General features: G+C 62.3%; 21 protein-coding genes. 10 read left to right on the forward strand and 11 right to left on the reverse strand.

Translation table 11 applies throughout. The features are described 5' to 3' along the window. Window positions 1-42 precede the first annotated feature (42 nt). A complete protein-coding gene (gene rhaS, locus P0D73_RS17445) occupies window positions 43-1,050 on the forward strand; it encodes a rhamnose ABC transporter substrate-binding protein (RefSeq protein ID WP_132377476.1) in 1,008 nt (335 codons plus the stop codon). A 334-nt stretch (window positions 1,051-1,384) separates the two neighbouring features. Here rhaS and P0D73_RS17450 read toward each other — a convergent pair whose 3' ends face one another. The 6 genes from P0D73_RS17450 to P0D73_RS17475 all read right to left on the reverse strand — a co-directional run bounded on the left by P0D73_RS17450 (window position 1,385) and on the right by P0D73_RS17475 (window position 7,424). Then, window positions 1,385-1,711 carry an STY0301 family protein gene (locus P0D73_RS17450; RefSeq protein WP_408178124.1) on the reverse strand — a complete coding sequence of 109 codons (327 nt, stop codon included), beginning with the start codon at window positions 1,709-1,711 and terminating at the stop codon, window positions 1,385-1,387. After that, window positions 1,698-2,078, reverse strand: coding sequence for a BPSL0067 family protein (locus P0D73_RS17455; protein ID WP_408178123.1), 381 nt, complete (start codon window positions 2,076-2,078; stop codon window positions 1,698-1,700). The genes P0D73_RS17450 and P0D73_RS17455 overlap by 14 nt, the downstream gene beginning before the upstream one ends. A gap of 197 nt (window positions 2,079-2,275) precedes the next feature. Continuing rightward, complete coding sequence (locus P0D73_RS17460) at window positions 2,276-3,352, reverse strand: porin (protein ID WP_408432265.1); 1,077 nt, start codon at window positions 3,350-3,352, stop codon at window positions 2,276-2,278. Window positions 3,353-3,404: 52 nt separating this feature from the next. Beyond that, window positions 3,405-4,472 carry an ABC transporter ATP-binding protein gene (locus tag P0D73_RS17465; RefSeq protein ID WP_408178122.1) on the reverse strand — a complete coding sequence of 356 codons (1,068 nt, stop codon included), beginning with the start codon at window positions 4,470-4,472 and terminating at the stop codon, window positions 3,405-3,407. After that, on the reverse strand, window positions 4,465-6,234 hold the full coding sequence (locus P0D73_RS17470; protein ID WP_408432267.1) for an ABC transporter permease: 1,770 nt from the start codon (window positions 6,232-6,234) through the stop codon (window positions 4,465-4,467). The genes P0D73_RS17465 and P0D73_RS17470 overlap by 8 nt, the downstream gene beginning before the upstream one ends. 101 nt (window positions 6,235-6,335) lie before the next feature. Further along, complete coding sequence (locus P0D73_RS17475) at window positions 6,336-7,424, reverse strand: ABC transporter substrate-binding protein (RefSeq protein ID WP_408432269.1); 1,089 nt, start codon at window positions 7,422-7,424, stop codon at window positions 6,336-6,338. Between the two features lie 140 nt (window positions 7,425-7,564). Between P0D73_RS17475 and P0D73_RS17480 the strand changes: the two genes are divergently transcribed. After that, the gene (locus P0D73_RS17480; protein ID WP_132377469.1) at window positions 7,565-8,236 is read left to right on the forward strand and encodes a response regulator; all 672 of its coding nucleotides are present in this window, start codon (window positions 7,565-7,567) and stop codon (window positions 8,234-8,236) included. Continuing rightward, window positions 8,233-9,651 carry a sensor histidine kinase gene (locus tag P0D73_RS17485; protein WP_408432271.1) on the forward strand — a complete coding sequence of 473 codons (1,419 nt, stop codon included), beginning with the start codon at window positions 8,233-8,235 and terminating at the stop codon, window positions 9,649-9,651. The genes P0D73_RS17480 and P0D73_RS17485 overlap by 4 nt, the downstream gene beginning before the upstream one ends. Window positions 9,652-9,673: 22 nt before the next feature. Here P0D73_RS17485 and P0D73_RS17490 read toward each other — a convergent pair whose 3' ends face one another. The 4 genes from P0D73_RS17490 to P0D73_RS17505 form a co-directional block, all read right to left on the reverse strand. Next, window positions 9,674-10,825, reverse strand: a complete 1,152-nt coding sequence (locus tag P0D73_RS17490; protein WP_408432273.1) for a CmpA/NrtA family ABC transporter substrate-binding protein — start codon at window positions 10,823-10,825, stop codon at window positions 9,674-9,676. A gap of 10 nt (window positions 10,826-10,835) precedes the next feature. Next, entirely contained in the window at window positions 10,836-11,411 is a 576-nt protein-coding gene (locus P0D73_RS17495; RefSeq protein WP_132377466.1) for an ANTAR domain-containing response regulator, read from the reverse strand. Window positions 11,412-11,589: 178 nt separating this feature from the next. Further along, on the reverse strand, window positions 11,590-12,834 hold the full coding sequence (locus tag P0D73_RS17500; RefSeq protein WP_408432275.1) for a cyanate transporter: 1,245 nt from the start codon (window positions 12,832-12,834) through the stop codon (window positions 11,590-11,592). Between the two features lie 389 nt (window positions 12,835-13,223). Continuing rightward, a complete protein-coding gene (locus P0D73_RS17505) occupies window positions 13,224-13,847 on the reverse strand; it encodes a TetR/AcrR family transcriptional regulator (RefSeq protein ID WP_408285166.1) in 624 nt (207 codons plus the stop codon). A gap of 135 nt (window positions 13,848-13,982) precedes the next feature. Between P0D73_RS17505 and P0D73_RS17510 the strand changes: the two genes are divergently transcribed. From P0D73_RS17510 to P0D73_RS17520, 3 genes are all read left to right on the forward strand, one after another. Continuing rightward, window positions 13,983-14,480 carry a DinB family protein gene (locus P0D73_RS17510; RefSeq protein ID WP_408178115.1) on the forward strand — a complete coding sequence of 166 codons (498 nt, stop codon included), beginning with the start codon at window positions 13,983-13,985 and terminating at the stop codon, window positions 14,478-14,480. 361 nt (window positions 14,481-14,841) lie between these two features. Then, window positions 14,842-16,959 carry a TonB-dependent siderophore receptor gene (locus P0D73_RS17515; protein WP_408432278.1) on the forward strand — a complete coding sequence of 706 codons (2,118 nt, stop codon included), beginning with the start codon at window positions 14,842-14,844 and terminating at the stop codon, window positions 16,957-16,959. Window positions 16,960-16,987: 28 nt separating this feature from the next. Beyond that, window positions 16,988-17,686, forward strand: a complete 699-nt coding sequence (locus P0D73_RS17520; protein WP_408178113.1) for a PepSY-associated TM helix domain-containing protein — start codon at window positions 16,988-16,990, stop codon at window positions 17,684-17,686. A 98-nt stretch (window positions 17,687-17,784) separates the two neighbouring features. Here the strand turns inward: P0D73_RS17520 and P0D73_RS17525 are convergent, their stop codons facing one another. Next, window positions 17,785-17,985 (reverse strand): hypothetical protein, encoded by a 201-nt coding sequence (locus P0D73_RS17525; protein WP_408178112.1) that lies wholly within the window; start codon window positions 17,983-17,985, stop codon window positions 17,785-17,787. A 511-nt stretch (window positions 17,986-18,496) separates the two neighbouring features. On the opposite strand from P0D73_RS17525, the gene P0D73_RS17530 reads away from it, so the two are divergent. The 4 genes from P0D73_RS17530 (at window position 18,497) to P0D73_RS17545 (ending at window position 23,031) form a co-directional block, all read left to right on the forward strand. Beyond that, window positions 18,497-20,014 (forward strand): CoA-acylating methylmalonate-semialdehyde dehydrogenase, encoded by a 1,518-nt coding sequence (locus P0D73_RS17530; RefSeq protein WP_408432280.1) that lies wholly within the window; start codon window positions 18,497-18,499, stop codon window positions 20,012-20,014. A 232-nt stretch (window positions 20,015-20,246) separates the two neighbouring features. Then, a complete protein-coding gene (locus tag P0D73_RS17535) occupies window positions 20,247-20,609 on the forward strand; it encodes a translation initiation factor Sui1 (RefSeq protein WP_132377463.1) in 363 nt (120 codons plus the stop codon). A 329-nt stretch (window positions 20,610-20,938) separates the two neighbouring features. Then, window positions 20,939-21,958, forward strand: coding sequence for an alcohol dehydrogenase (locus tag P0D73_RS17540; protein ID WP_408432282.1), 1,020 nt, complete (start codon window positions 20,939-20,941; stop codon window positions 21,956-21,958). 329 nt (window positions 21,959-22,287) lie between these two features. Next, window positions 22,288-23,031: a GntR family transcriptional regulator gene (locus tag P0D73_RS17545; protein WP_325326701.1), complete on the forward strand. Its 744-nt coding sequence runs from the start codon at window positions 22,288-22,290 to the stop codon at window positions 23,029-23,031. Window position 23,032: the final 1 nt, after the last annotated feature.

Here is a 23,032-nt window from a genome sequence, read left to right on the forward strand (position 1 = left end):
CCCGGACAACACCACGTCCAACAACAAGGCAGGAGACACTCTATGTTCAAACCTCTACGTCACACCGGCACCGCGGCGCTGTGCGTCGCGTTGATCGCGATCAGTTGCGCCGCGTCCGCCGCGGGCCTGAAAAGCGGCCTGAAAATCGCATTCTTGCCGAAGCAGATCAACAACCCCTACGAAGTGATCGCCGACGACGGCGGCATGGCCGCGATCAAGGAATTCGGCGGCGTGGGCAAAGCGGTGGGTCCGTCGGACGCGGGTGCGTCGTCGCAAGTGCAGTACATCAATACGCTGATCACACAGCGCCAGGACGCGATCGTGATTGCCGCCAACGACGCCAATGCGGTGGTGCCGTATCTGAAGAAGGCGATGTCGCAAGGCATCAAGGTCGTGACCTTCGACTCGGACACGGCGCCCGAAGGCCGGCAACTGTTCGTCAACCAGGCGAACGCGGAAGGCATCGGCCGCGGCCAGATTCAACTGGTGTCCAAACTGATGGGCGGCGAGGGCGAGTTCGCGGTGCTGTCGGCCACGCCTAACGCGACCAATCAGAACACGTGGATCAAGTGGATGCAGGAGGAGTTGAAGAAGCCGGAGTATGCGAAGATCAAGCTCGTGAAAATCGCCTACGGTAACGATGACGATCAGAAGTCGTTCGTCGAAACGCAGGGCTTGTTGCAGGCGTATCCGAACCTGAAGGCGATCGTCGCGCCGACCACGGTCGGCATTGCCGCCGCCGCGCGCTATATCTCGACCTCGTCGAGCAAGGGCAAGGTGGCGGTGACTGGTCTGGGCACACCGAATCAGATGCGCGCGTTCGTGAAGAACGGCACTGTGAAGGCGTTCCAGTTGTGGGATCCGGGTCAACTCGGCTACCTGGCCGCATATGCCGCGGCGGCGCTGTCGTCGGGTACAATCAGCGGTAAGGAAGGCGAGTCGTTCGACGCCGGCAAGCTCGGCAAACGCACCATCGGGCCGCAAGGCGAAATCATTCTTGGACCGCCGACCACGTTTGATTCGAGCAATATCGATAACTTCAATTTCTGAGCGGCAACACTTCACCGCGTGACGTTGCGCGGCTGAAGTGTTTGGCAACGCACGAAACACGCGGCGCGAGGGCGATTCAGCGGTCCACGCGCCGCGTGTTTTTTAAAGCTTGACTGACGCAATTCGCCGACGCTAAAGATCGGGCGCGATCTTCGTCGTGAGGTTGGGTCCGTTGAGCGTGATGTGATATTCGGGTCGGCACCGCGTTCATGTACAGCGTGTTCCACAACGCGATCGTGCTCACGATTGAGTGTTGCCTCGTCGGCCGGATCGCGCTGTTTTGGCTGTTGCGAGTTCGGAAGCTGTCCCAAGCTCGTAAGGTGGCATCCGTCTGTTACTTGCAATGTGCCCTGAATGGCTTCATGCCTGCTGAACACATACTCACGTTCTTCGCGTGAAGCGTAACAGTCCTGGCTGTGCCCTTGTATTTGCAGACGAGATAGGGGTCAATCTTATCGGTATCCCAGTGATCTACAGGACCAGCGGGTACGGGTGCAAGGCTCACCATCTGGTCCGGCGGCCCATCGTACAAAGCCGCGTTGTTCAAGACATGCCGGACTCCGGAATCGAGCACATTGGCCGGACAAGCAACCGGTGCTGCCACCGCGGCGCCGCTTGCTACCGCCCAGAACACCACACAAAGGCTTTCACTCGACCACATAGAATTGATCTCCGTCGTTGGCTTTCACTCCGTGTCCGTTTCTGAAGCGGATTGTTCGTTCGTGGACGGGCTGCACCGCATGTCCGTTCCACTGATCCAGAACCTGAATACCGGCGGCGTTGCGGCCAAGATAAATGGCTGCATGGCTGCGTCCGTCAATGTGGTTTCCGTACCTGCCGTTAGGGTCGAATGTTGCGACAACCGATCCTGGTCTGATCAGATTCGCGGTTCTTACTTTTTCTCCCTGGTGCCACGACGAGGAAGGTGGAATGGAAACAACAGCATGGACGAACGTCACGCATTGTCCGTTGCCGACAAGTTGTCCTTTAAGAGAATTGGCTTCAGCCATATTTGCTACGTAAGACATTCTTTAACCTTGCTCACGTGGTTTTGGTATCTGTCCACACGCTTGCGTGTGGACTCATGTTCACGGTGGGCGCGGTGGGTGGATCAGTTGTGGTTTCACATTACCTCCATTTGATCCGAGAAAAATCTGCTTTACAGGTGGCAAAATTCATCAAGCGTGCCCACTTCGTCGCCGTGCGACTCGGCGAGCGAAAAACTTCAAAAGCGATGCTGGATACCCGCCGTGACACCCGCTTGCGTATCCGCCGCGCCAATCAAATCGCGCGACAGACTCACTGCATTGCCGTGCTTGGCCATCGCATAACCTCCCGCCATATACAGCACCGTGCGTTTCGACAGCGCGTACTGCGCGCGCAGCGAGAACAGCGTCGGATCGGCATCGCTCGCGTCCTTGATGTCCTGATGGTAGAGCGCGGCGAACAGCGAGATGAACGGCGTCACTTCGTATTGACCGCCGATCCAGTACATGTCGCTGCGCAGCGTAGGCGCGCTGGTGTGGAACGTGCGCCGGTAGTTCCGGTAGCCCGCCATCGCCTTCACGGCGCCGAAGTCATAGCTCAAGCCCGCGTGAATGCCCTGAATGTAGTTGGTCGTATCGGCGGGCGTGACGCTGTCGTTCGTGCCGTTCTGCCGGTCGAAGGTCGCGACCGCCGCGAATGGACCGCTCTCGTAGCCGAGACCGAAGTCGTACTTCGAGCTCGACTTCATGCTGCCCGGCACATTGCCGAAACCATACATCGCGCCGAACTTGAAGCCGGAAAATGTGCCGTCGTAACGCACCGCATTGGCCGAGCGCGAGAACAGACCGTCTTTACGGCCGCCCGTCGCCGTGGATGACGTCGCCCACGAGTAGTTTGGCGCGTAACCCATCGGATCGAACGGCAGCATGTAATCGTAGGTGGTCGTGAAATTGCGGCCGAGCGTGATTTGCCCGAAGCGGTTTTTCAGGCCGATGGTCGCGCGGCGGTCGAAGATCGCGCCGGGGCCGTCGTCGAACTGGCCGTTGGCGATGTTGATGCCGCTTTCCAGCTGGAACACCGCCTTCAGCCCGCCGCCGAGATCCTCGACGCCGCGCAAACCCCAGCGCGACGTGTTCTTGCCGCCCGAGACGAGGCGCGTGGCGCCGCCGTCCTTGCTTGCATGGTTCACGTATTCGACACCCGCGTCGACGATGCCGTACAAGGTCACGCTCGACTGCGCGTGCGTGCCCGCTGCAAACCCGGCGAGCCCGGCGCAAGTCACGCCGACAGTCGCTTTCTTCATGCTCCACTTCATCAATAGTCTCCGGTGGTTGGTTTTTTTTGCTTCGGTTCGTGGCGTGCCGCTTTCAACTCGCCTGAGCGAACGCCCAGCAGTCGTTGGCGGGGAATTCGATCCAGTGACGGCCGGCCGCGCGCGGCACGTGCCCGAAGGCGCGCAGCCGCAGGTCGCCGCAATGGAACAGGTATTCCCAGCGGTCGCCGAGATACATCGACGTGACGAGCTCGGCTTCGAGCCGGTTGGTGCCGGGACCGTCGGCGACCTGCACGCGCTCGAGGCGGATCACGGCTTGCGCGTGTTGACCGGCCGTGAGCGCTTCGCGTGCTTGCGCCTGCAGTTGCCAGCCGTCGCCGGCAAGCGTCACGCGTTCGCCGTCGACCGCGGTCACGCGCGCCTCGATGCGGTTGTTGCTGCCCATGAATTCGGCCGTATAGAGCGAGCGGGGCGCGCCGTACAGTTCGGCCGGCGTGCCTTCCTGTTCGATGCGTCCGTTGCGCAGCAAGAGGATGCGGTCGGACATCGCCATCGCCTCGGTCTGGTCGTGCGTCACGCACAACGCCGAGAGGCCCAATGACACGATCAGCTCGCGCAGCCAGGCGCGCGCTTCTTCGCGCAGCTTGGCGTCGAGATTGGAGAGCGGTTCGTCGAGCAGAATCACCGGCGGGTTGTAGACGAGCGCCCGCGCAATCGCCACGCGTTGTTGCTGGCCGCCGGAAAGCTGATACGGATAACGCGCGGCAAGGTGGCCAAGGCCAAGCTGGTCGAGCGCGGCCTGCACGCGTTTTTTCTGCTCGGTAGCGGTGACGCGCCGCAGTTTCAATCCATACCCGACGTTCTCGGCCACTGTGCGATGCGGCCACAGCGCATACGACTGGAACACGAGCCCGAGCGAGCGCTGCTCGACCGGCAGATCGACATGCGCCGCGCCGTCGAAAAACGCCTTGCCGTCCAGTTCGATGCGGCCCGACGACGGCTGTTCGAGACCGGCCACCGCGCGCAGCAGCGTGGTCTTGCCGCTGCCCGACGCGCCCAGCAGGCAGACCACTTCGCCGGGATTCAGTTCGAACGACACACCTTTGAGAATCGGGTTGTCGCCATAGCTGAGAAAGAGGTTGTCGACCGAGAGCTTATCCATGCAATTTCACTCCGAAGCGCAGCGCGACGCCGAGTCCGGCGCCGACCATCGCGATGTTGATGACAGAAAGCGCGGCGACCTGATCGACCGACCCGGTGGCCCATAGCGAGACGAGCAGCGCGCCGATCACTTCCGTGCCGGGCGAGAGCAGATAGACGGCGGTCGAATACTCGCGCTCGAAGATCATGAAAATCAGCAGCCACGCAGCGAGCAGGCCGAAGCGCACGAGTGGCAGCGTCACATCGAGGCTGACGCGTGCGCGCGTTGCGCCGACGCTGCGTCCTGCTTCTTCGAGCTCAGGGCCGACTTGCAGCAGCGCGCTCTGAATCAGACGCATGCCGTAGGCGAGCCACACAACGGTGTACGCGATCCAGATGCTTGACATGGAGTTCTTCAGTTCCTTGAGGCCGGGCACGAACAGGAACACCCACAGGAACGCGAGACCGGCGAGCAGGCCCGGCACCGCGCGCGGCAGCAGCACGAGGTAATCGAGCAGGCGCGTGGCCCAGTCGTTGCGGCGGTGGCCGGCGAACGCCACCAGCGAATAGAAGCCCACCGCCAGCGCTCCGCCGAACACGCCGATGCCGAGCGTGTTGAGAATCGCGCGCACCAGGTTGTCCTGCTCGAACAGTTCGGTGAAGTTGGCGAGCGTGAGCGTATCCGCGAGATGCACGCCATGTCCCCAGTGCGTAACGAACGCACGCAGCGTGATGCCGGAGAGCGGCACGAACACCGTCAGCAGCAGCCACAGCGCCACGATCGCCAGCGCGACCCAGCGCCACGCGCCGAGAGGCAGCACGGTTTGACGTCCCGCCTTGCCCTTGACCGTGACGAAACGGTTCGCGCTCTTCAGCAGCCGGCGTTGCAGCAGCACGAGCGGGAACGTGATCGCGACGATGCACATCGCGACCGCGGCCATCAGGTGATACGAGGGCACGCCCAGCTTGTTGGTGAGCTTGTAGAGATACGTGGCCAGCACGAGGTGCCCTTCAGGATCGCCGAGCACGAGCGGTAGGCCGAATACTTCGAAGCCGAGAAAGAACACCAGCACGCCGGCGAACAGCAGCGCGGGCAATGTCATCGGCAGGCTGACGTCGAGCGCGACGCGAAACGGCCGCGCGCCGGCGACACGCGCGGCTTCCTCGACGTCCGAGCCGAGATTGCGCAACGCCGCCGACGAATACAGATACACGTGCGGCACATGCGTGAGGCCGACGATCACCGTGATGGCGAACACCGAGTAAACGGTCCACGGTGCTTCGGCGGTGCCGAACAACTCCATCCACCACACCGAGTAAAAGCCGACCGGGCCGGCCGCGACCACATAGCCGAAGGCGAGCACCATCGGCGAGACGAACACGGGCGTGAGCAGCAGCGGCTCGAGCCAGCGGCGGCCCGGCAGGTCGGTGCGCACCATCAGGAACGCGAGAATGCCGCCGAGCGGAATCGAGATGAACAGCATCCCGGCCGCGATGACAAAAGAGTTTTTCAGCGCGGACCAGAAGTCCGGGTCGCTGAAAATGAATTCGAAGCCAGCGAGGCCGAGCGTGCGTTTCGCGTCGAAGAACGGCGCGTTGAGCACGCTCTGCAACAGGATGAAGCCGAGCGGCAGCGCCACGGCCACGGTCAGCACCGCGACGACGAGCCAGCGCAGCAGCCCCATGAACGGTTGCAGTCCGCCGTGCGGCAGCGCGCCGATGGAGCCGCCGTCTGCCGCGTGCGGCGGCGCGGCGCGGCGTCCGGTTGCGCTAGTGGAAAGCATGAGGGTCCCCCTGCGGCACGCAGGCCGCATATCGACAGGTATGGAAGGAAGGGCCGGCGGCCGCGTCGCAGTGCGGCCGCTTGCGTATCAAACGCGCATGGCTAGCGCTTGATCGACTGTTGCCATTGCTTGAGGAATTCGAGGCGCTTCGACTGGTCGAGATAGACCAGCAGTCCCGCACCGATCGGGATCGGTTTGAGGGAATCACCGAGTTGCTTCGTGAGGCCGGCCATCGACGTTTCGCCTTCCACGTCGGCGCGAATCGAGAACAGGCTCGCCTGATTAGCCAGCAGCGTCTGACCGCGTTGCGAGAGCAGATAGTCCACCCACAGCTTCGCGGCGTTCGGGCTTTGCGCTTTCTTCGAAATCGTCACGAGGCGGCTGACGACCAGCGTGTAGTCCTTCGGATAGACATAACCGATCGACGGATCTTTCTTCGCCTTGGTCAGCGCGTACGAGCCGAGAATGTTGTAGCCGATCAGGTTCTCACCGGAAGAAATACGCTCCATCATCGCGCCCGTGCTCGATTGCAGCTTGGGGCCGGTGGCGCCCATGGCCTTGACCAGATCCCACGTGACCTGCGGGTTGACGCGTGCGTCCTGGGTCAGGTAGTTGAAACCGACGCCGGACTTTTCGATGTCGTAAGTGGTGACCCGGCCTTTGAACTGATCGGGCTTGGTTTGCAGCAATTTGATCAGATCGGCTCGCGTTTGCGGCACGTCGCCGGCCGGCACGAGGCGTTTGTTGTAGACGATCGCGAGCGGCTCGTAGGTGGTGCCGTAGGCCTGCTTCTGGTACTGCGCCCATTGCGGCAACTGCTTCGCTTCGGGCGATTCGTAAGTGGCCATCAGGCCGTCGTTGACGAGCTTGACCTGCAGGTCCATGGCCGAGCTCCACAGCACGTCGGCACTGGTGCTGCTGGCCGCGTTTTCGCTGATGTAGCGGTTGTACAGCTCGGTGCTGTTCATGTCGTTGTACTCGACCTTGACGCCGTAAAGGCTTTCAAAATCCTTGATGAGCGGGCGCACGAGTGCGGTGTCCGTGACCGAGTAGACGATCAGCTTGCCTTCCTTTTTTGCACCGTCGACCGTGGCTTGGTAATCACTCGGATAACCGGCTGGAATGGCCGCCCACGCTGAATGTGCGGCGAATGCGAGAGCGGCTGCGAGAACCTTCAAAGCGTTTTGCACGTCTTCCTCCAGAAAACTTCGTGTTGGTTTTGTGTAGGCGAATGGTAAGAGACTGGGGCTTTCTGAACGCTTTCAGTTTTCGAAGGAAATGCGTCACAATGGTCGAATTCACCTCATGGATTTCCCTGGGATTCCGTTCTATGCGTGTGCTCCTCGTCGAAGACAATCCGATCCTTTCCCGCTCGCTGACCGACGCGCTGACCAGCGCGAAACTCACCGTCGACTGCATGCATGACGGCGAGTCCGCCGACCACGTTTTGCGCACCCAGGACTACGCACTGGTGATTCTCGATATCGGCTTGCCGAAGCTCGGCGGCCTCGAAGTGCTGCGCCGTTTGCGGGCGCGCCGCAATGCAGTGCCGGTGCTGATGCTGACCGCGCACGGTTCGGTGGAAGAGCGCGTGCGCGGTCTCGATCTCGGCGCCGACGACTACCTCGCCAAGCCATTCGCGCTCACCGAACTTGAAGCGCGCGCGCGTGCGCTCTTGCGCCGCAGTCATGGGCAGGAGCCGTTGCATGCGCAATGCGGCACGCTGCTTTACGACAGCGTGGATCGCGGCTTCACGCTCGACGGCGAAGCGCTCGCACTGACGCCGCGCGAGCGTTCGGTGCTCGAAGTGCTGATCCTGCGCAACGGCCGCGCGATCAACAAGGACACGTTGTCGGAGAAGATCTTCGGGCTCGACGAATCGGTGAACGCGGACGCCATCGAAATCTATGTGCACCGCTTGCGCAAGAAACTCGAACACAGTTCGGTGGGCATCGTGACGCTGCGCGGGCTCGGCTATCTGCTGGAAGCAAAAAGCGCATGACGCGGCCGAATCTGCGCGTACGGATCGCGCTGTGGTTGTTGCTGCCGCTGCTTCTGCTGCTCGCCCTGGACGCATGGCTCACTTATCAGCGCGCGATGAACGCGGCGCACGCGGCCTTCGACCGAGCGCTCGAATTTTCACTGCGCTCGATCCGCGACGGCATCCGTTTGCGCGACGGCGAGATCGAAGTCGATCTGCCGTACCTCGCGCTGGAGATGTTCGAATCGAACGGCGGCGGCAACATCTACTATCAGATTCGCGAGGAAGGTGGCCGCGTGGTGACGGGCTATCCCGACTTGCCGGACCCCGGAAAAGTGCCGGGCGAGCCCTACAGCGTGCGGTTCTACAACGACGTGTTTCGCGGCCGTCCGCTGCGCATCGCCATGCTCAGGCTGCCCGTGCACGACGTGCCGAGCGCGCAGACGCGCGTGGTACTGGTGAGAGTCGGCGAAACGATCGAGCAGCGTCAAGCGTTGGCACGCGAGATTCTGACCGGGTCGCTGCAACAGGAAGGGTTGTTGGTGGTGCTCGCGCTCGGCATCGTCTGGTTGGGCGTGGCGCGCGGCTTGCGGCCGTTGAACCGCCTGTCGGCGAAAGTGGCCGCGCGCGCCGAGGACGATCCGACGCCGCTCGACACCGTCGGTCTGCCGAGCGAAGTGGCGCCGCTGGTCGATTCGATCAATCAGTACATCGGCCGCACGCAGTTGATGCAGTCGTCGCGCCGGCGGTTTTTCAACGACGCCGCGCATCAGTTGAAAACGCCGCTTGCGGTGATTCAGGCGGAGTCCGAACTGGCGTTGCGCGATATCGACGTCGTGGAGGAAGGTGCGGGGGGCAATCGCCGGCAAGGGGTGCATTTGCGGCGGCTGAATCGCGCCGTGCAGCAGGCGGTGCGCATCGTGCAGCAGTTGCTGTCGCTCTCGCGGCTCGACGCGGACAGCGGCTACACGGTCAAGCATGCGTCGGTGCCGCTGCATAAGGTGGCGCGCAGCGTCACGCTCGACTGGTCGCCGGTGGCGCGCTCGCGCGGCATCGATCTCGGTTTCGAACAGGACGTGCGTGTCGATGTCATGGGCCAGATCGATCTGCTTGCGGAACTGGTCGGCAATCTGATCGACAACGCCATCCGTTATTCCGACGATGGCGCGGTGATTACCGTGCGCGTTGCGCGCGAAGGAGAACAAGCGTTGCTGCAGGTGATCGACAACGGGCCGGGCATTGCTGCCGGCGAACGCGACGCGGTGTTCGAACGTTTCTATCGCAGCGAAGCGACGCAGGCGGTCGAGGGTAGTGGCCTGGGTTTATCGATCGTGCGGGAGATCGCACGCGTGCACGGCGCGCAGGTCGCGCTCACCGACGCGCAAGGTGGCGGGTTGGTCGTCAGCGTGTTGTTTCCGCCGTTGAAAGCGGTGTGACGTTGGCGAGCAACTCAGCAACTCAGCGGCGGATCGGAAAGCGCTGTGCGTAAGCGGTGGGTGACGTGCTGTCGCTCCACGTTTCGCCGTCGATCAATACCGTTGAAGCGCCTTCTTCCGGCACCGCCACGTTCACTGCGGTGGCCGCCTCGCGATACAACTGCGTCTGGTTGATCCGCGCGGCAATGTCCGCGTAATCCGCGCGCGCGTCGATCATGCCCCAGCGTTCGAACTGCGTGAGAAACCACGCGCCTTCAAACGCTTGCGGATAATTGACCGCGCCGTTGTCGAAGAAGCGCATGCGCAGACCGCCAGGTGCGGAAGCGGCAATTTCGTCGCCTAGGCGCGCGGCGATCAATGTTTCATCGATGCCGACATACTCGGGCCGCGCAAGCCAATGCGCGATTTCCTCGCGATGTCCCGCGCCGTCGAGCCAGCGGCACGCTTCGAGCATGGTCTGCACGAGTGCGCGTGCTGCATTCGGATTCGCGCTGACAAAATCGCGCCGGCACGCCAGCACTTTGTCGGGATGATCCGGCCACACGTCGCTCGTATAAGCGATCGTTCTGCCGACACCTTGCGCTTCCGCCTGCGCGTTCCAGGGCTCGCCGACACACAGGCCGTCGAGTTTGTCTTCGGCGAGCGCCGCGACCATTTGCGGCGGGGGAATCGCCACGCTTTCGATCTCGCGCAGCGGATCCACGCCTTGCGACGCGAGCCAGTAGTACAGCCACATCGCATGCGTGCCGGTCGGGAAGGTTTGCGCGAAGACCGGCTTGCGGCCGAGCGTCGCCAGTGCCTTGGGCAGCGTGCCGTGTTCGGCGAACGCATCGGCGAGCCGGTTCGACAGCGTGATGGCCTGGCCATTGCGGTTGAGCACCATCAGCACGGCCATATCCGTTTGCGGTCCGCCCAGGCCCAGTTGCACGCCGTAGACGAGTCCGTAGAGCGCGTGGGCCGCATCCAGATCGCCCGACAGCAGTTTGTCGCGCACGGCGGCCCATGACGGCTGACGCGACAGCTCCAGCGTCAGGCCGTGCGCATGGCCGAATTCGAGCAGCTTGGCGGCGACGAGCGGTGCGGCGTCCGAAAGCGCCACGAAGCCGAGCCGCAAATGGGTCTTCTCGAGTTGCCCCGATGTGGACGTTCTGGCGAGTGAAGTAGGAGAGTTCATGGACGGCGCTTCATTTGAGCGAGTCAGCCGCCGCGATGATGGCGCGCGCGACCTCGGCGAGTTTGACGCCCTGGTTCATCGCGCGTTTGCGCAGGTTGGCGTAGGCGGCGTGTTCGGTGATTTTCTGCTGATCCATCAGGATGCGCTTGGCGCGATCGATCAGCTTGCGCTCGGCGAGTTCGTTCTCGACTTGCGCGAGACGTTCGCGCAACTGCGATTCCTGCGCGAAACGCGCCAGCGCGACTTCGAGGATCGGCGCGAGGCGCTCGGTCGCGAGACCTTCGACGAGATAGGCCGTGACGCCCGCGCCGACGGCGTCGCGAATCAACTGCTGGTTGGCGTCGTGGCTGAACATCAGCACCGGACGCGGCGCGGTGGCGTTCATCACGGCGAGTTGTTCGAGCGTATCGCGCGACGGCGATTCCGTATCGATGATGATGACATCCGGCCGCTCGCACTGCACCACGCGATGTAGCGCTTGCGGCGTGGCGGTGCCTGCCAGCATCTCGTAGCCGAGGCGGGCAAGGGCGTCGCGAAGGTCGCCGATGGGCTTATCGGTGTCGGTTACGAGGAGAACGCGCAGCATGGAGTGGGGCTTTATCGACGGCTAGCCTCGTATTAAGCAACGGCTATGCCAGGCGATACGCCCGAAGGTGAAACGAAAGCAATCACGGACTTAGCGGCTGCATGGGCCGCCGCGGCTGCACCTCCGCGGGGCACACGAGGCCAATGCACCGAAGCGGCGCACGGCGGCGCCGCTTACTTCATCGACGCCATTCGCTGTAACTGCGGGGCGAGAACAGAAAACTCGCCGCGATCATTGCGACGACGCAGCCGGCCAGCATGATCCACGCGACACCAAAGCTTCCGCTCCAGCCGCGCACGAGGCCGGCCACGATCGGTGCAATAGCCGCCACGATGAAACCGACGCCCTGGGTGAACGCGACGAGCTTGCCGGCCACGCGATGGTCGGCCGAATGATCCATGGCGGTCACGAGCGTCAACGAAAAAGTGCCGCCGAGTCCCGCGCCTGCCACGCCGACCCATAGCAAGGGCGCCGCGTCGGGCCAGACGATCAAGCCAAGCAATCCGAACAGTTGCGCCGCGAGGCCGAGCGTGAGCCACGGCCGCCGATCCCGGAACGACGCCGCGGCGAGCGGCAGCAACAGGGCGGCGGTGGCCTGGAACACCGTCATGCCCGCCAGCAGCGAACCGCTTGCCGCGACGCTCACGCCGCGCTGCTGATAAAACGCCGGCAACCATGCAACGAGACTCGTATAGCCGCCGTTGACGATGCCGAAGTAGAGCCCGAGCGTCCACGCGCGCCGCGTGCGCCAAAGCGAAAGGGTAACGCCGTTGACGGGAGCAGCCTTTGCCGTGGCGCCGCTGGCAGAAGCCTGCCGGTTCAATGCCCACCAGCAGACCAGCGCGATGCAAGCCGGAATCGCCCACACCGCGAGCCCCGCATGCCACGACTGCGTCGCGCGGCTCACCCACGGACTCAAACTCGCGCCCATCCCGCCGCCGCCCATGATGGACGCTGAGAACACGCCCATCGCAAGCGGCACGCGCGCATGAAAGCGCTGCTTCATCACGGCGGGCAGCAGCGCCTGGATCGCCGCGACGCCCACGCCCGCGAGCAACGCGGTGGCGAGCAGTGCCGTGCCGCTCGACGCCGTCCACCGTGCCGCGCAGGCCAGCGCGATCGCTAGCAAGCCGAGCACGACACCGCGTGTTTCGCCGATCGTGCGGGTCAGCGCGCCCGCGCCGAATGCGCCGATGCCCATCGCGACGACCGGCAGGCTGGTCAGCAACGACGCGCCGTAGAAACTGAGGCCAGTTGCGTCGCGGATCGTCGTCATCAAAGGGCTGATCGACGTGAGCAGCGGGCGCAGATTGATGCCGATCGCGACGATCGCAGCCAGCCACACGACGTCCCGCCACTTCAGCGCCGTGGCGGCGTGGTGAGCGGGAGTACGGGGCGGGCTGGCGCTGGAGGGCGAATTCACAATGGTCCTGTGGCGAGGGATGGGCGGTGTGAAAAAACCTGCGAAGGCTCGGTTTTGGTCAACCATAATAACAAAAAATGGTTAACCATTTTCATAATGTCCGGTATAGCGCGCTGCATAGGGACAGTTCTCGGCTTTGCGTGCCGAGTGCAATAGGTGTTCGTGGAAGTGCTAGCGCGCAGCTTCAGCTTGCGCCGCTCACGATGTGGGGCGCGACGAGATCCGGGCAACTTGCGAGGGTTGTGCGTTCAACGGACAGAGAGTCGCTCTGGCTTTTGTTCGAGGTGGGTGAGCGAGCGAAGGAGAGGCGATGTGTTAGCCGGAAAAGAGACGCTCACTCACGGGAAACTCTCCGTGAGTGCTCGTTGCTCTTCCGTCAACCACGGCGACTACTGCAGATACCGGACTATCAGCCGCGTGGCCTCGTCGACGAGCGCTGCAAACGCTTCGTCCGAGAGACTCTCGGAATGGTGCACGACCGCTGTATGCGTCAGCGCCTCGATGGTTGTCACGCACACAAACGCCGCAAGCTCGAGGTCGAGTGCGCGAAATTCATCGTGGTGCGCCTCGAGGAAGGTCCTGAACAGCGCATAGGTTTCCCCGTTCAGTAGTGCGGTGTTTTCAAGCCGCCCGGTGCGCGAAGTCTGTTCCGAGAGCACGCGATGCAGCTGCGGATCGATCCGATGCGCCTCGATCGACGCGGCGACGAGCGTGCGCACCGCTTGCTCCATCGGCAGTGCCGCCGCCTCTGCCAACGCGCCACGGACGACCTGCATGACTTCCTGGCTATGGCGCTCCATGACGGCGCTCACGAGCGCCTCTTTGCCGGGGAAATATTGGTAGAGCGAACCAACACTCACGCCCGCTCTTTCGGCGATACGGTTGGTGCTGGCTTTGTCGAACCCGTCCCTGACCAGAATGCGAGCGGTTGCTTCGATCAAGGCATCGACAGTGACACGCGATCTGCCTTGAGACGCGTGTTTCCTGGGTTTCGTGAGCGGTTTTCGCGCCATTTCTCGCGCTCCAAATGCGAGTAGGTAAGGACGGGTTTTCACTCGTATTATGCATCTCGCGAATCGAATGGCAACGCTGAAGCCACGCTGGATCGAACGCGAATCGCAACCCTCGACGCTGAAAGGAGACGTCTTATGATAGATCAGCCCTATGCAAAACTTGTTGCCGTCAAACGGTGGGCCGATCGCGGCCTCTACGATGCTGTCAGCCAGAATTTCGACCGGCTGAGCAGTGAGGAATCGTCGATCATGCTTCGCATCCTCGACCATATCCATGTGGTCGACAGAATCTTTCAGCATCATTTGCAGGGACTCTCGCACCCGTTTCAGGCGCCGCGATCGGAGAGCATGCCGAGGCTCCAGGCGTTGGCAAACAGTGCGCGAAAAGTCGACGACTGGTATGCGGAGTATGTGGACAGTTTGACGGAGAGCGACTTCGAGCAGCCTGTCGATTTCGTCTTCACTAGCGGAAAGCCGGCGCGCATGCGGCGAGGCGAAATCATTCTGCATGTGTGCCTGCATGGCACTTATCACCGGGGGAATGCGGGTGCCGTTCTTCAGTTGAAGGGCCTCCGCCCGAGCCGTGATGCGATCACGGACTTTCTCGAAGACTGCGTCCCGGACAATTTGTGACGTCCGCGCACGTCGACGGCGAAGAGCCGTCGACGGATGTATCGATAGTGCCGCGTGCGTCGCAGTGAACCGCGCGGCGCGTCTCGCAGAGATGACAGTCGGTCCTCGGGCAGGCACGTCAGCCCTGATTTTCGAAAGTAAATTGTAATTTTCAGATGGGCAATCCGAATGTGTCAGATTGACGAAAATTTGAATAAATGCAAACAGTAACGATTCGTATTAACATGCGCCCTTTTGAAAGCAACGTGCCGACACCCAGCGCCTCGCCTTGATGGGTGAAAGGGATGGTGTCCGCTTGATCGGGGGGTATATGTTTCGCCGCAGGAACGCGAGCAAGGTCTCATTGCTCGACACAACAAGTTTGCTGGTTAACGCACTGCTGGCCGCGGGGATAATCGGCGGCTCGCCAGCCTTTGCCGAGGCCGCTGAAACGGGCGATGCAACCAGCGAGGCGTCCGCGGCGTCCGATCCGCAGCAACTCGCCCCGGTCCGTGTCACAAGCACGAAGGCGCAGGGCTTCGCTCCCACGACCGTTGAAACAGGCCCGTATCGCGGACTCGATGCACTCGACGTGCCGGCCACGGTGAACGTCGTCACGCGAGGCGTGATGGATGCTCAGGGCGATACCGGCCTTTACGACGCGCTGCGTAACGTTGCCGGCGTGACGCGCCAGCAACTGAGCGGCCTTGCGTACGACAACATCTCGATTCGCGGCATTCCGCTCGATAACCGCTCGAGCTTCTACTTCAACGGCGTACTCCCGATCGACAACAACATCTGGATGCCGATGGAGGACAAGGAGCGCGTCGAAGTATTGAAGGGCGCGTCCGCGCTGTACTACGGCTTCACGGTCCCCGCCGGCATCGTCAACATGGTGACCAAACGGGCGGGCTCCGAACCCGTGACCAGCATTTCGCTGCTCGGCGATTCGCATGGATCGTATGGTGCTCACGCCGATATTGCGCGACGCTTCGGGCCGGATGATCAGTTCGGCATTCGAGTGAACGCAATGGATGAACACGTCGAGACGCCCATCGACGGTGACCACGGCTACCGCAAGTTCATCAGCGCGGCGTTCGACTGGCGCGTGAACAGCAAGCTCAAGCTCCAGTACGACTTCGAGCATATCGAAACGAGCATCGTCGAGCAGGCGGGTATCGTGCCGCTGGCACCGAAGAACGGTGTCATCTCGCTTCCGGCCCTGCCTGATCCGTCGAAGCTCCTCGTCAGCGGCAGTCAGCCCACGCTCGCGAGCGCCAACACGCAATTGCTGCGCGCCGACTACGCGTTCTCCGACCACTGGAGCGCGACGTTTTCTCTCGGCCAGTCGATAACGCGTCGCGACCGTTGGGCATGGGTCTTCCAGAAGTACAACGTCGTCACGGGGGCCGGCACTCTGCAGGCGAGCCAGCAGAACGGCCAGATGTACGAGAACAAAAACGTTCGGCTGGACGTCAACGGCGATTTCAAAACAGGATCGATCGGCCACACACTGACAGTCGGCGTCACGCAGAACTGGCTATTCCAGCCGGACTTCACGACGAACTTCTTCACGGCGAACCAGAACCTCTACAATCCCGTTCCAATCACGAAGCTCACGCCGAGCGGGACACCCAAGCAGTTTTTTGCGCAGCATATCCGCAATAGCGGGGTCTACGCGTTCGATCAGATCGACCTCACGTCGCGACTGCAAGTGGTGGCGGGCGTGCGTCGCTCGGAATACATCACGTCGCAGGCCGGTACGCCGAACTCGGACATTAGCCGGACTTCGCCCTCGGGCAGCGTGAGCTTTCGCCTGACGCCGAATACGAGCGTCTACGCGAGCTACGTCGAGGCGCTGGAATCGGCCGGCAGTGCTCCGGCGACGGCGAATAACGCCAATCAGATACTGCCTGCGGTCGTTAGCCGCCAGGAAGAAGTTGGCGTGCGTACGCGTCTTCCAGGCAATACGCTCGTGTCTCTGGCGCTGTTCAATCTGCGCCAGCCGTCGGCGGAGGTCAACAGCGACAACGTCTATGTGCTGGACGGTAACGCCCGCTATCGCGGCGTCGAGTTTTCCATACAGGGCGATGTGGCACGGGATGTTTCGCTGACTGCGTCCGCGGTCTATCTCGACGCAAAGCAGGTCGATTCGTCCGACCCCACGCTGCTCGGCAAGACGCCCGAGAACACCCCACACGTGACCGCCAGTCTTTTTGCCGAATACCGGGTTCCCGTCCTCGCCGGGCTGTCGGTCAACGCAGGTGTGTACTACATCGGCTCGCGACCGGTCAACAGCGCGGATCAGGCGAGCATTGGCGGCTACACGCTCTTTACGGCAGGCGCGCGTTACTCGACGCGGGTCTACGGCAAGCATGTGTCATTCCAGGCCAACCTCGAGAACGCCACGAACAAGCGGTACTGGAGCGCGGCCGGCTCCAACCAGCTCGGCGTGGGTCTCGGACGCACACTTGAATTGACCTCGACGCTCGATTTCTAGACTCCACGCAAACAATGAGAACCAGACCATGAATACTCAGGTAACCGAAATGAATGAGCCACGCGCTGAAGCTGCCGAGCCGCTGTCGCAAAAGGGCAGGTCATCAAGCCGTCGCGGCGTCTTTCTCAAATGGTTGCGGCGGATCCATGGCTGGATTGGACTGTGGGGCGCCGTTCTTGGCCTGCTCTTCGGCGTGACGGGTTTTCTGCAGAATCATCGGGCGACCATGAAGATCCGCGTTGGCGACGCGCCGGTCGTGTCGAAGATACATTTGCAGGTGCCCGATCCGGCTCCCCAGTCTCCGCGCGACATGGCGAACTGGCTGCGCTCGGAACTCAAGCTGGACCGTCCTGCGGAACGGGCGAACCGTGAACCTGCTCACGCTGTTACCTGGGGGGACCGGTCCGTGATGCAACCCGAGCGTTGGCAGATCCGTTTCATCGCACCGAGCTACCTTCTCAGCGCGGAGTACTGGAAGGGCGGCAACACAATCGATATCGAACGCCGCGATCAGGGTCTCGTCAACACGCTGGAAGGCTTGCATCGGGCCGAAGGTGCGCGAGCAGGCTGGATTTTGCTGGCGGACTCGATGGCGGGAAGCCTCGTGCTGCTCTCACTCACCGGCGTGGTGCTCTGGACCGGGCTTAATCGTCGACGGACGACAGGCGCGGTAATCTTCCTTGTCGCTTTGGGTGCGGGCATCGTGCTCGCCTTGCAGTCGCTTTGAACGATTTGGGGCGCGCGTCAAGCGAAGGTCAGGGTTAAAACTTGAGAAATAGTGTGCGCGTCGGACAGACGAACGGCGACGCGCAGGGGCGAGCGTAATCAGTCGGGTCCGTGTTCCACGGTGGTTCCACCGTGATCCCCAATGGTGGTTGAGCCGTCACGAATCCCGTTCAACAAACGGATCGTGTCGGCAATGGCCTCAGAAACGGTCTTGCGTCCAGCGCCACCGGACACTATGGACATTGCCTCGCTGTCCATCGCTGCACAATCGCTGATGTCTTTGACGGTAAGGTTGATCATGACGTTTCTCCATGCTGTTGCACATCGTTGATGAGGAATCGCCTGTTGGCGACTTGTGAACAGTTAGGGCCTCTTCAGCTGTTGGTGCCGAGCCCACCATCCGGCGAGTCTCGTGTAGCGGTATTTAATAATTGCCTCGTAGGCATATCCGGCGCTTCTCGACTCTAGTAAATAGAGTTACACAGTGGACGCATCAACGCGCCCTGTTCAAAAAGTGAAGCCGACGTCGAGAGAAGATACGCACATCAATCCGACTTCGCGCCTTTAGCGGCGGCACTGCACAGAACATCACCGTTCACTCCAGCTTGCCAAGCCTTCCCGCTAATTTCGATTTGTTCCTGCTGCGCAAGACTGTTTGTCGGACGCGGGTGTTCGAAATCCGAATCAATGCGCCTACATTGGCCTCTATCGGAGCCGTCGGCCCGATCGACAGTGAAGCCGAACGACCCATGTTCGAAGACATGAGGAGGCGTGGCGCGCGCAGCGCCCGCATCCCGCCATAGGAGTACACATGAGCGAAGCAAATCAAGGCGCTGTGCGCGAGCTGAGTCATTTCATCGACGGCCGACGCGCCGCTGGCGCGAGCGGGCGGTTCAACGACGTATTCGATCCGGCGCAAGGCCGGGTGGCGGCCCGCGTGCCGGTCGCAAACGCAGCTGAAGTCGCCGCCGCCGTCGCCGCCGCGAAAGCCGCATTCCCGGCCTGGAGCGAAACGGCGCCGCTCAAGCGCGCCCGTTTGATGTTCAAGTTCAAGGAACTGCTCGAGGCGCATTCGGACGAACTCGCCGAACTCATTACGCGCGACCACGGCAAGCTGTTTTCGGACGCGAAGGGCGAGGTGGTGCGCGGTATCGAAATCGTCGAATTCGCGTGTGGCATTCCGAACCTGCTCAAGACCGATTTCACCGATCAGATCAGCGGCGGCATCGACAACTGGAATCTACGTCAGCCGCTCGGCGTGGCCGCGGGCGTCACGCCGTTCAATTTCCCGATGGTGGTGCCGTGCTGGATGTTCGTGATGGCAGCCGCGTGCGGCAACACGTTCGTGCTCAAGCCCTCGGAGCGCACGCCGTCGGCATCGATCCGGCTCGCCGAGCTGTTCATCGAGGCGGGCTTTCCCAACGGCGTGTTCAATGTCGTGCATGGCGACAAGTCGGTCGTCGATGCGCTGATCGAGCACCCCGACGTGGCCGCGATATCGGTCGTCGGCTCGACGCCGGTCGCGCAATACATCTACAGCGAAAGCGCAAAGCGCGGCAAGCGCGTGCAGGCGTTGGGCAGTGCGAAAAACCACCTGGTCGTCATGCCCGACGCCGATCTCGATCAGGCGGTCGATGCGTTGATCGCCTCGTCGTATGGCTCGGCCGGCGAGCGCTGCATGGCGACCTCGGTCGCGGTCGCGGTAGGGCGTATCGGCGACGAGCTTGTCGAGCGTCTCGCGCCGCGCGTGCGCTCGCTCAGGATCGGCGGCGGCATGGAGCCCGATCTGGACATGGGGCCGCTCATCAGCGCCGCGCATCGCGCCAAGGTGCTGGGCTATATCAATGCGGGCGTCGCGGCGGGCGCCAGGCTCGTCGTCGATGGCCGCGGCCATCGCGTGCCCGGCCACGAAGAGGGTTTCTTTCTCGGCGGCTCGCTCTTTGACAGCGTGAAGCCTGAGATGAGCATCTATCGGGAAGAGATTTTCGGGCCGGTCCTGTCGGTTGTCCGCGTGCCGGATCTCGCGAGTGCGATAGCACTCGTCAATGCGCACGAACTGGGAAACTGCGTATCGCTCTTTACTTCCGATGGCGGCGCGGCGCGCACATTCTCCAGGCAGATTCACATCGGCATGGTGGGCATCAACGTGCCGAGTCCGGTGCCGCCGGCGTGGCATTCGTTCGGGGGCTGGAAGCGATCGTTGTTCGGCGATCATCACGCGTACGGCGAGGAAGCCGTGCGCTTTTACACGCACTACAAGAGCGTCATGCAGCGCTGGCCCGACAGCATCGCCAAAGGTGCCGAATTCGCGATGCCCGTGGCCCAGTAAACCGAACCGGGCGCGCTTGTCATTGAAGCGGGTGGCAACGACGGCTATCACTGAATTCGCAACTATCTCTACTGCATCGGTGTAATCACCGTAGAGATGCCGGGAGAAGGCAGGACACGAGAAATCGTCGCCGCGTGGCGAGCGGCGGCGCGTTAAACATTGAGAGGCTGTACAGGAGCCCCTGCTAAACTCGTCGTGATTTCCGACTTAAGTGTCTTTGAGTAAGCCAATCATGAAGAGTAGTTCAAAAGGCGGCCTTGTTTATTCCACCGATGGCGGACGGATGTGTCCCGAATGCAGCCAGGTGCTCGCGCAATGTGTCTGCAAGACGCTCGCCAAGGCACGAGCGGTAGGTGATGGTGTGGTGCGAGTGAGTCGCGAGACCAAGGGCCGGGGCGGGAAAAGCGTGACGCTCGTTAAAGGGCTGGCGCTCGATCCTCTTGCCTTGGCGTTGCTAGGCAAGCAGTTGCGCACGGCCTGCGGTTCTGGTGGAACGGTCAAGGATGGCGTGATCGAAGTGCAGGGTGACCATTGCGAGCGAGTTATCGAGGCGCTAAAAAAGTATGGCCACAGCGCGAAGAGGGCCGGGGGCTGAGGTCATCGCTTCCATGACCCGCTCGGTGATCCGGTCGAATGCTCGTCCCCACGGCCACAGCCTGGAACTCGACGCGGTTCGCGGACCTGGAAAGCGGCTTTCTCCAACGGTGACCATACGCCATGCCTCATGCTCCATCGGCCACCATGATCCCGCTTGCAAGACCCGTGCGAAACAGAGTCAACGCTCATCGCCAGATTGGCAAGGCCGTGGCGCGCCGCCGAAAATATGGCGTAAGCTGAGCGCTCGACCGGAGGGTGACGTCGGCGGCAAATCTGCGAACCGGGTTCGGTCGACTCGCGTTCGTCTCTTTCACAAGGAGGAAAGCGATGCGGACGATGAAGGCAGTGCAGGTGGCAAAGGCCGGCGGACCCCTGGAGGTCGTTGAACGGGACGTGCCGGAACCCGGTGCCGGACAGGTGCTCATCAAGATCCAGGCGTGCGGTATCTGCCACAGTGACGCGTTGACGAAAGAAGGGCAGTGGCCGGGCCTGGAATATCCGCGGGTGCCCGGGCACGAGATCGCAGGCGTCATCGACAAGGTCGGCGCAGGCGTTGAAGGATGGCAGGCGGGGCAGCGAGTCGGCGTCGGCTGGCACGGCGGACATTGCGGACGGTGCGAGCATTGCCGTCGAGGCGATTTTGTTCTGTGTCAGCGCGCACTCGTACCTGGCATCAGCTACGACGGCGGCTATGCCGAGTTCATGGTGGCCCCGGTCGAAGCACTGGCGCGCATTCCGGATGATCTTTCCGATGTCGATGCCGCCCCTCTTCTGTGCGCGGGCATCACGACATTCAACGCGCTGCGCAACAGCGGCGCGCGTGCCGGGGACGTGGTCGCCGTTCTGGGCATTGGCGGACTTGGCCATCTCGGCGTGCAGTTCGCGCGAAAGATGGGATTTGTCACGGTAGCCATCGCGCGTGGGCAGGACAAGGCAAGTCTGGCGAAAGAGCTTGGCGCCCATCACTACATCGACAGCACGGCGGTGAACGTCGCAGAGGCGTTGCAGGCTTTGGGCGGCGCTCGCGTGATTCTTGCCACAGTCACGAGCGGTAAAGCGATGAGCGCCGTAGTGGGCGGCCTCGGATTGAACGGCAAGCTGATCATGGTCGGACTCTCCGAAGAGCCCGTCGAGGTGCCGATCGCGCAGTTCATCATGGGGCGAAACTCGGTGCAAGGCTGGCCGTCGGGCACGTCGGCGGATTCTCAGGACACGCTCGCCTTCAGCGCGCTATCGGGCATCAAACCGATGATCGAAGAATTCCCGCTAACGAGAGCTGCCGAGGCCTACGACCGGATGATGAGCGGCGCCGCACGGTTCAGGGTTGTGCTCAACACGGGACAATAGAAGCGCGCGACTTTCGGCCGTGTTTGAGACGTCTTCACATCGGCACGGTCGACGCCCTTACGATCCCACGTCGTGTAGAACGTCTGCCGCAAAGCCGGAAACCTGCATCTCTTCAACTTAAACCACGAAGTGCCGCCGCAGCAGCATCGCCGCGGCTCTTCGGCGTTCACGTTGAAAACTGGCGATGTCCATCGACCGTCTTCGCGCGGAGAAGATTCAACGCAAGCACGACACGGGCATCTGCTTGCCCGAACCGTGGATGATGGCGCAGGCTGCCCGCCGCGGCTAGAATGCCAGCCGATATCGCTCCATTCCCGATTACATAATTCATGGCTCCACGTCCCCGGCGTCCGTCGTCTGCCGACACGGAAACGCCCATTCAAGCTGCACGCGACGACGATTCGATCAGCGTCGAAGAGCGTATTTACGCGTCCATTACCGCCGCGCTGTTGCAGGGGCGCCTGCGGCCGGGCGCGCAACTCGTCGAACGCGATCTTGCTGCCGCGTTCGGCTGCACGCGCGGCGCGCTGCGCAAGGTGCTGGCGCGGCTGGGCTTCGAGGGCAAGCTCGTGCTGGAGGCGAATCGCGGTGCGTTCGTGCCGTCGCCGTCGGAAGAGGACATTCGCCAGGTGTATCGCGCGCGGCAGATCGTCGAGGCGGGCATTGTCGCGGCTTTGTGCGGGGCGTTGAGCGCGCAGCACAAGCGGCGCTTGCGCGCGCATGTGCGCAGCGAAGAGAAGGCGTTGAGCGCGGGCGCCGTCGAAGAGTCCGTGCGTCTTGCGGGCCAGTTCCACGTGCTGCTGACGGAGTTGGCGGGCGGCACGGAGTTGCTCGGGCTGGTCGGGCAACTGGTCGCCAAAACCGAGTTGTATAAAGCGCTGTTCGACCCGTCGAAGGGTTCGACCTGCTCCGCGGACGAACACACGCAAATCATCGACGCCCTCGACGCGGGCGATCTCGACGTTGCACTGTCGGCTATGCGCGAGCATCTGGCGGAATTGGAGGAGCGGGTAGTCGAGCAGGTGCGCAAAAGCGCCGTCGGCGAGGATCTCGGGACGGTGTTCGGGCTTTAAG

The organism is Paraburkholderia sp. RL18-101-BIB-B (assembly GCF_046026985.1).
Classification (GTDB): Bacteria; Pseudomonadota; Gammaproteobacteria; order Burkholderiales; family Burkholderiaceae; genus Paraburkholderia.

Excerpts from the sequence above, each read along its gene's own strand:
- P0D73_RS17485 (WP_408432271.1), top strand. The coding sequence starts at position 8,233 with ATGACGCGGCCGAATCTGCGCGTACGGATCGCGCTGTGGTTGTTGCTG.
- P0D73_RS17460 (WP_408432265.1), bottom strand. The coding sequence starts at position 3,352 with ATGAAGTGGAGCATGAAGAAAGCGACTGTCGGCGTGACTTGCGCCGGG.
- P0D73_RS17480 (WP_132377469.1), top strand. The coding sequence starts at position 7,565 with ATGCGTGTGCTCCTCGTCGAAGACAATCCGATCCTTTCCCGCTCGCTG.
- P0D73_RS17450 (WP_408178124.1), bottom strand. The coding sequence starts at position 1,711 with ATGTGGTCGAGTGAAAGCCTTTGTGTGGTGTTCTGGGCGGTAGCAAGC.
- P0D73_RS17465 (WP_408178122.1), bottom strand. The coding sequence starts at position 4,472 with ATGGATAAGCTCTCGGTCGACAACCTCTTTCTCAGCTATGGCGACAAC.
- P0D73_RS17495 (WP_132377466.1), bottom strand. The coding sequence starts at position 11,411 with ATGCTGCGCGTTCTCCTCGTAACCGACACCGATAAGCCCATCGGCGAC.
- P0D73_RS17545 (WP_325326701.1), top strand. The coding sequence starts at position 22,288 with ATGGCTCCACGTCCCCGGCGTCCGTCGTCTGCCGACACGGAAACGCCC.
- P0D73_RS17470 (WP_408432267.1), bottom strand. The coding sequence starts at position 6,234 with ATGCTTTCCACTAGCGCAACCGGACGCCGCGCCGCGCCGCCGCACGCG.
- P0D73_RS17540 (WP_408432282.1), top strand. The coding sequence starts at position 20,939 with ATGCGGACGATGAAGGCAGTGCAGGTGGCAAAGGCCGGCGGACCCCTG.
- P0D73_RS17520 (WP_408178113.1), top strand. The coding sequence starts at position 16,988 with ATGAATACTCAGGTAACCGAAATGAATGAGCCACGCGCTGAAGCTGCC.
- P0D73_RS17455 (WP_408178123.1), bottom strand. The coding sequence starts at position 2,078 with ATGTCTTACGTAGCAAATATGGCTGAAGCCAATTCTCTTAAAGGACAA.
- P0D73_RS17505 (WP_408285166.1), bottom strand. The coding sequence starts at position 13,847 with ATGGCGCGAAAACCGCTCACGAAACCCAGGAAACACGCGTCTCAAGGC.
- P0D73_RS17525 (WP_408178112.1), bottom strand. The coding sequence starts at position 17,985 with ATGATCAACCTTACCGTCAAAGACATCAGCGATTGTGCAGCGATGGAC.
- P0D73_RS17535 (WP_132377463.1), top strand. The coding sequence starts at position 20,247 with ATGAAGAGTAGTTCAAAAGGCGGCCTTGTTTATTCCACCGATGGCGGA.
- P0D73_RS17530 (WP_408432280.1), top strand. The coding sequence starts at position 18,497 with ATGAGCGAAGCAAATCAAGGCGCTGTGCGCGAGCTGAGTCATTTCATC.
- P0D73_RS17510 (WP_408178115.1), top strand. The coding sequence starts at position 13,983 with ATGATAGATCAGCCCTATGCAAAACTTGTTGCCGTCAAACGGTGGGCC.
- rhaS (WP_132377476.1), top strand. The coding sequence starts at position 43 with ATGTTCAAACCTCTACGTCACACCGGCACCGCGGCGCTGTGCGTCGCG.
- P0D73_RS17490 (WP_408432273.1), bottom strand. The coding sequence starts at position 10,825 with ATGAACTCTCCTACTTCACTCGCCAGAACGTCCACATCGGGGCAACTC.